We start from the raw sequence: 6,902 nt of genomic DNA, 5'->3' as shown, positions 1-6,902 counted from the left end.
AACAGAAATGTTGGCTGACCCACCGCCATCGCGAGCAGGCTCACTCCTACAGGGAGCAGCGGCGATAACAATACCTGTGGGACGACTCGATCCAATGTGGGAGCGAGCCTGCTCGCGATAGCGGATTTACATTCAATAGAAATGTTGGCTGATCCACTGCCATCGTGAGCAGGCTCGCTCCTAAAGGGATTGGTGATTTACGCCTTGGGCTCGACGTTATCCAGCGCCTGGTTCACGGCCAATTCCCCCAGCATCACCACTTGTGTGATCCCCAGCAGGGTCTTGCGGTGTGAGTTGTCCAACAGCGCGGCGAAGTTGCTGAGCATGGTGGTGGCAGAGCCCAGTGATTCGCTGGCGTTGGCCAGCAGGGATTCGGTGTCGTACTTGGGGTTGGCGAGGAACATGGGTTCGGGTTCGTGGGTGCTGGCCATGATGTGGGCCCCCGGGTTGAGGTAGTGGTCGAGGGCGCGCTCGGCGGCTTCGTGGAGTTTTTTCGAATCGAGGGATTCATAGGGGGATGCCGGATCGGTGTCCGGTGGGTTTGGCGTTGGTTTGATCATGGATGGAACTCTCTAGTTAACACATAAAGAAGAGCCATCACCCTCGCTACCAAACGAAGGGTGGCGGCCATACGCGGGTTGGTAGACCGGTAACTAGATGAACCCGGCGCCCCCGAAGGAGCCCTGCGCATGGCCACCATAAATCGGAGACGTGAACACGTCTGCGAACGATGCGCTATGCGTCTAGTTATACCGGGCTACCAAACCCGATCACTGTTTTTCAGTGACCCAGGAACGATAAAACCCGCGCCCCAGACGCACAAGCCGGCGGATTCTGTCTTACGTGTAGGGGGTGGCGCAAGGCGTTGTAGCCTCGATGCGGTAACAGCAAGCTTCATTTAAACGTGAGTGATTTTTTCTGTTTAAACAGACTGCGGGCAATCCTCATTCGATCATCACTTCAACAACCACCGCGACATCAACCGCGTCGTCAACGGCATCAGCCAATACACCATGTTGAACGATACCAACCCGGCTACCGTGACCTTGAATACCCAGACCGGCCATCGCAGATCAGCCAGTTCAAGCAGCACCGCCAACCCCCAAGGCAAGAACACCGTCAACGGCAAAACGATCATCCAAGACAGCACCCATTGCTTCCATCGCGCAACAGTCACCCGCCCCTGCACCGGTTCAAACCAGAATTTCGAATCATCGTCAGTACGGTGATAGTCCTGCCGCAACCAGGGCAATGACTCGCGCAACAACGCATGCCGCACCTTAGATTCCAGCCACGCCACAACGTGCCCCTTGCTGACAAAGCGCAAAATGATCGCGTAACGCAGGTGCGAGCCAACAGGCTTGACCACGTCCGTTGCCAGGTAACCCGGAAACTGCCGATGCGCGTCGATGGCCTTGTTCATCCACTGCTCATACAACGCCTGATGCTGCGGATTGACCTCATGCACAATCACGCTGACGCCAATCTCGGCGTCGATGCTCATGGTTGCTGCCGCCGGAGCAGCGCCCGTTGGTAGATGCGTTCGCGCGCCAGAATCATCGGGTCGTCACTGGGTGCAATGCCGTCGATCAAGCGCCCGGGGTTGAAGTCGAGGCGCTGTTGGGCAGATTGCTGCTCCCCGGCCGGGACAAACGCATCGAGGGTCAAAATCCCCAGCTCAACTTCATCGTGGCTGCGCGACCAAGGGATCGAACCGTCCTCGATGGCATCCCCGGGCGCCGCCAACTGCACCACCAGACGCAACTTCACAGCGCCCCTGCCCAACCGTGCGCTGATTTCATCCTGCAAATAATCGGCAGGCATCGCGGCGGCTTGCTGCTCACTCAATACTGGCTCCGCTCGCAACGGTTCAATCCGGTAGCGACCGACATGCGCTTCACCCTGACGGTTGGTGAACACCAGGGCGTTGATGCCGAAGTACTCGATACCGGCGTAACTGCTCGGCGCGGGCTTGGGCGTTTGAAGGAAATGTTCGGCTCGGCGATGACTGGCCAGAAAGGTTTGCAGCGGCAGCGGGTCCGGCGGTGTGGCGACATTGGCGGCGATGCCTTGCAGAAAACTCAGGAAGTCTTCGGGGGTGGCCACCGGGAAGCCGTCGAACGAGTGGGTCACGATATCCGTGGATTCGCCGTCCGGCAGGGCAAAACGAATGGCCAGGCCATGAGGACTGGCCATCGGGTCGCCGTCCTCGGTGGCGGGTACGCCGCTGAAGTTGGAGAACCGCAGCAACACCGGCACTGGTTGACCCTGCAAATGCGCCGCCCGACTCAATACCGGCGCGGGCGGCGATGCCATAAAGGTTCCGCTGAGCAACATACCCTTGGCATGGGTCGCGCGAAAGCCCGGATGGTGGCCGAACGTTGCGGTCAGCGCGTCAAGTAAGGCGTCGTAAAGTCTGTCCTTGGACATGGGGGCACTTCTTATGGGTGACACATCATTTTCGTGGGCGGCAAAAGCGGAGGACGCAGTCAGCGTCCCCGCCAGCAGCGCGCCGATCATAAATCGGGTGGGCCGCATTAGATTCAGCCCTTGCGCAGGCCGGGATTGAGGGCGATGTGTTTGTACTCGACAAAATCATCCATGGCCGCCACGCCGTTCAGGCGCCCCTGCCCCGACTGTTTGAAACCGCCCTCTTCAAACTCGTCGTAGACCACGGCCCAGTCATTGACCCATACCGTGCCCGCCTCCAGTTCGCGAGCCACCCGCAGCGCGCGGTCGACATCGCGGGTCCAGACACTGGCGGCCAGGCCGAACTCGCTGTTGTTGGCCAGTTCGATGCCTTCGGCTTCGCTGTCAAACACTTGCAATGTCAGCACCGGGCCGAAGGTCTCGCGCTGGACGATGGCCATTTTGGGGTCGCTGACCCGCAGCAGCGTCGGGCGATAGAACGCCCCCTTGGCCAACGGCCCCTCGGTCACCGGGCCACCGCGTACGATGACCTGGGCACCGGCGGTAATCGCCTCTTTGACGATTTGATTGACCCGTTGCACGTTGGGCTTATCGATCAACGGCCCCATCTCGCTGGCCGAATCGGCGGCGGGCCCGACGCGTACTGCGTCCAGTTTTGCGGCCAAACGCTCAGTCAACACCGTGGCGATATCCCGTTGCACCAACAGCCGCGAACCGGTCATGCAGAACTGGCCGGCGAATACCGTCAGGGCTTTCACCAGGGTCGGCACGGCGGCGTCGAGGTCGGCGTCGTTGAACACCAGCATCGGCGTTTTTCCACCAAGCTCCAGGCCAAAACGCTTGAGGTGCTGGGCACCCGCGGCGGAAATCGCCCGGCCGGTGCTGGTGCTGCCGGTGAAGCTGATCACCGGAACACGCGGTGATTCCACCAGATGGATCGAGCCCGCCGCGCCCTGCTCGCTGAACAGATTGATCACGCCACGGGGCAGCGACAGCGCCTCGCTCATGATCCGGGCCACCAGGCAGTTGGTCTGGGCGGTTTGCCCGGGCATCTTGATGACCGTGGTGCAACCGGCCGCCAGCGCCGGAGCCAGCGAGCGGATCATCAAGACCACCGGCGAGTTCCACGGCACGATGATGCCCGCCACGCCCACCGCCTGACGACTCACCAGGGAAATCCTGCCGGGTTTTGGCTCCGCCGCACGCCCGTATTCGGCACGCGCCAGGGCCGCGTAATAGCGCAACTTGGAGGGCACCATGCCGACTTCAAACTCGGCTTCGGGCCGAATCTTGCCGTTCTCCAGTGCCAGAGTGTCGATCAGCTCATCGGCGTTGCGCTCGAAGGCATCCGCCAGCTCAAGCAAGACCTGAGCGCGCAAGTGTCGGTCATCTTTCCAGGGCGATTCGGCAAATGCCCGTTGCGCGGCCTCGATGCCGGCTTGCGCTTCGTTCAAGCCGCCTTCGGCGTATCGGCCGATCAGCTCGTAAGTCGCCGGGTCGATGGAGTCTTTGTAAACACCGGAGTCCAGCCATTGGCCGTCGATCCAGTTCAATACCGGGGTGCTGTTCATAGAGGCAGGTTCCTGAGGATTAAGCGTAGAGACGGGCAATGTGCTCGGCAGTGGCAATCACGGTGATGTTGGTGGCGACCGAGGGCACGTCGGGGAAAATCGACGCATCCACCACGCGCAGCCCCTGCACACCGATGACCCGCGCTTGCAGGTCGACCACCGCCCGCGCATCCCCCGGCTTGCCCATCGGCGCCGTCGAGGTCGGGTGGTGATAGGTGTCGAGACTGGCTTTGACGCTGGCCAGCAACGCTTCATCCGAGTCGTTGCCTTGACCAGGGTTGAGCTCAGAATGGATCAACGCATTCAGCGGCCCCGTGCTGCCGATTTTACGGGCAAGGCGGATGCCATCCAGCAGGCGCTGGCGGTCCTTGGGCTCGGCGAGAAAATTCAGGTCGATGGTCGGTGCCACGAACGGATCACGGCTGGCCAGGGTCACTTTGCCCCGGGACAGTGGCCGCGTCAGGGCGACGGCGAGCACGAAGCCGACGCCGGTCGGGCTCTGATCATGAGGAAACAAGTGGGTGGCGGTGATGTGCAGGTCCAGCTCGCCATTCTCGGCGGAACGGCTGTGGGTCCAGAGCTTCGCGCCGATGGCGGGCGACTGGCTGCCGATGGCGTCTGGCTTGGCGGCGTAGGCGTTGTAATAGAACGGGTGATCCACCAGGTTTTGCCCGACCGGCAGCTCGGCGACTGGCGGAATCTGCAAGGCACGCAGGTCTTCGCCAGGCCCAACGCCGGAACGCAAGAGGATCGCGGCGCTGCCGTAGCTGCCGGCGGAAAGGATCACTTCAGCGGCCAACAATTTTTCACCGTTGGCCAGTTGCACGCCGATCGCACGTTTGCCGTCGAACAGCACTTTGTCCACCAGGCTGTCAGTCTGGATGTGCAGGTTGTCGCGGGCGCGCACCTCGTCGGTGAGGTACGCCATGCCGGTGTTGACCCGCACGCCGTTGACAATGTTCATTGGGTACGGGCCGACGCCGTGGGCGTCAGCGCCGTCAAAGTCTTCGATTACGCGATAGCCATTGGCGAAGGTCGCGTAGATGAACGCGCGTTGCATGGGCGTGATGTCGGCCTTGCCGAGTTGATGCACCGGCAGCGGCCCTTCATGGCCGTGCAACGCGCTCGCACCACCGCTGTGGGTTTCCAGTTTTTTGAACGATGGCAGCAGCTCTTCGTAGCTCCAGCCTGGCAGATCCCAGCGCTTGAAATCGGTGGCACGGGCACGGATGGCCACCGCGCCGTTGATCGCCGAACTCCCACCCAACACTTTGCCGCGCAAGGCGCCGATGGGGTGGTCGATGTAGCCCGGTCGGGTCTTATAACCCCACTCGAATTCAGGGTTGGCGTTAGCGCCAACGATGTCGCTGCTGGCCACGATCTCGGGGTAATTGTGCGGGCCGTAGCCATGGCCGGCTTCGAGCAATAACACCTCACGCGTGGTGTTCTCGCTCAACCGACGGGCCAGCACCGCCCCCGCCGAACCACCGCCGACAATGATCACATCAACCGACGCACGATCAGCGCCACGCTTGCCAGCCATACCGCTGGACTCAAACGCCTGCGCCAAACCACTGCCCGCCGCCAACGTCGCAGCGGCCACAACTCCGCCGGCCAGGACCGCCCGGCGAGCAGGATTGTCAAGGGTACTCTTCATCCGTTTTCTTCCCTGTCAGACGTCAGAATGCGTCTGTTGGGAAAAAGCATATTGGACGGTGCGCAGGCTCATAAGCCGGCAAAAGACGATTCCCCGTTTCGTTTTTCCAGAACGATTGAACGCGTGTGAGCCGCAAGCATTTGCTCCCACTCCGGCGGGTTGCCGATCTGTTCGATGAGGAAGCTGGTCAGCGCATGAAGCTTGGGCGACGCTCGCTGGGATTGCCGGTAGACCGCCGAAATATTGCCGCCACGTGGGGCATAAGGCGCCAGCACTTCCTTGAGCTCACCGGCCACAATCGCCGGCGCCGCCAGGAAAGTCGGCAGAATCGCCAGGCCCATGCCGGCCTTGGCGCCTTCCATGAGTTGATGGCCGTTGTTGGTGCGCATCCGGCAGCGCACACGGAACGATTCCAGGGTGTTGTTCACCGGCAGCGTCCACATGCCGTGGGGTTCGCGATTCACATAGAGCATGGCGAAGTGCCGGGACAGCTCTTGCGGGGTTTGCGGTGTGCCGTGTTCGGCAAGATATCCGGGGCTTGCGCAAATGATGTGGCGGTTGGGCGTGATGGTCTTGGCGACCAGGGAGGAGTCCGGCAACTCGCCGATGCGGATGGCCGCGTCATAGCGTTCTTCGTGCAGATTGACGTGGCGGTCATCGAACTCGATATCCAGCTGCAACTCCGGGTAACGCACCGCGAAGGACGACAGAATCGGCGTCAGGTAACGAATGCTGAAGGCCATCGGCGCAGCCAGCCGCAGCACACCGCGCAAGCTCGATTGAAACGCCTGCACCGCGTCTTCGGCATCTTCGACATCGCCCAGAATGCGCACGCAATAACGGTAAAAAACATCGCCCGCCTCCGTCAGCCGGGCCTGGCGCCCACGCTCCAGCAGAATACTGCCCAAGCGCTTTTCCAGTTGCTGGATCCGCAGGCTGACCATGGATTTTGCGATACCCAAACGCCGAGCGGCTTCGGAAATACTACCGGTGTCCACCACCATGACAAAAGATTGCATCTCGGACAGCTTGTTCAAGTTTTAGTCATCCAGTAAAAAAAGCGTGGAGACATCGCGAGAATCATCCTGTGTAACATCTGAAGCTCCTTTAATGAATCCACCGAACGGCGGCAATCTAGGTGCTTCGCTGTCTTGTGAACCAGTCCCGAAAAACGGGTTTGTCTTTCCCATTCATTGGACGATCGTTCTTGTATAGTTGGCCTCTTTTGGCCGAATGGATGTCGC

6 protein-coding genes are annotated in these 6,902 nt (G+C 60.9%); all 6 read right to left on the bottom strand.

What is annotated here, in order from left to right; translation table 11 throughout:
- Window positions 1-197: 197 nt before the first annotated feature.
- Window positions 198-560, bottom strand: coding sequence for a DUF6124 family protein (locus tag FHL16_RS31575; RefSeq protein WP_077750329.1), 363 nt, complete (start codon window positions 558-560; stop codon window positions 198-200).
- A gap of 395 nt (window positions 561-955) precedes the next feature.
- A complete protein-coding gene (locus FHL16_RS31570; protein WP_077750328.1) occupies window positions 956-1,504 on the bottom strand; it encodes a hypothetical protein in 549 nt (182 codons plus the stop codon).
- On the bottom strand, window positions 1,501-2,430 hold the full coding sequence (locus FHL16_RS31565; RefSeq protein WP_077750327.1) for a catalase family peroxidase: 930 nt from the start codon (window positions 2,428-2,430) through the stop codon (window positions 1,501-1,503). Before FHL16_RS31565 ends, FHL16_RS31570 begins: the two co-directional genes overlap by 4 nt.
- Window positions 2,431-2,543: 113 nt before the next feature.
- Window positions 2,544-4,001, bottom strand: coding sequence for an aldehyde dehydrogenase family protein (locus FHL16_RS31560; protein ID WP_077750326.1), 1,458 nt, complete (start codon window positions 3,999-4,001; stop codon window positions 2,544-2,546).
- Between the two features lie 19 nt (window positions 4,002-4,020).
- Window positions 4,021-5,658, bottom strand: coding sequence for a GMC family oxidoreductase (locus FHL16_RS31555; protein WP_077750325.1), 1,638 nt, complete (start codon window positions 5,656-5,658; stop codon window positions 4,021-4,023).
- A gap of 68 nt (window positions 5,659-5,726) precedes the next feature.
- On the bottom strand, window positions 5,727-6,695 hold the full coding sequence (locus FHL16_RS31550; RefSeq protein ID WP_077750324.1) for a LysR family transcriptional regulator: 969 nt from the start codon (window positions 6,693-6,695) through the stop codon (window positions 5,727-5,729).
- Between the last annotated feature and the right edge of the window lie 207 nt (window positions 6,696-6,902).

The sequence above is a fragment of the Pseudomonas sp. FSL W5-0299 genome (assembly GCF_005930655.1).
Classification (GTDB): Bacteria; Pseudomonadota; Gammaproteobacteria; order Pseudomonadales; family Pseudomonadaceae; genus Aquipseudomonas; species Aquipseudomonas mandelii.
The sequence above is the reverse complement of the archived record's forward strand: the minus strand, read 5'-3'. Positions and strand labels throughout refer to the sequence as shown.

Bases quoted from the DNA above. Each gene is read 5' to 3' on its own strand.
- FHL16_RS31560 (WP_077750326.1), bottom strand. From the start codon at position 4,001: ATGAACAGCACCCCGGTATTGAACTGGATCGACGGCCAATGGCTGGAC.
- FHL16_RS31575 (WP_077750329.1), bottom strand. From the start codon at position 560: ATGATCAAACCAACGCCAAACCCACCGGACACCGATCCGGCATCCCCC.
- FHL16_RS31565 (WP_077750327.1), bottom strand. From the start codon at position 2,430: ATGTCCAAGGACAGACTTTACGACGCCTTACTTGACGCGCTGACCGCA.
- FHL16_RS31555 (WP_077750325.1), bottom strand. From the start codon at position 5,658: ATGAAGAGTACCCTTGACAATCCTGCTCGCCGGGCGGTCCTGGCCGGC.
- FHL16_RS31570 (WP_077750328.1), bottom strand. From the start codon at position 1,504: ATGAGCATCGACGCCGAGATTGGCGTCAGCGTGATTGTGCATGAGGTC.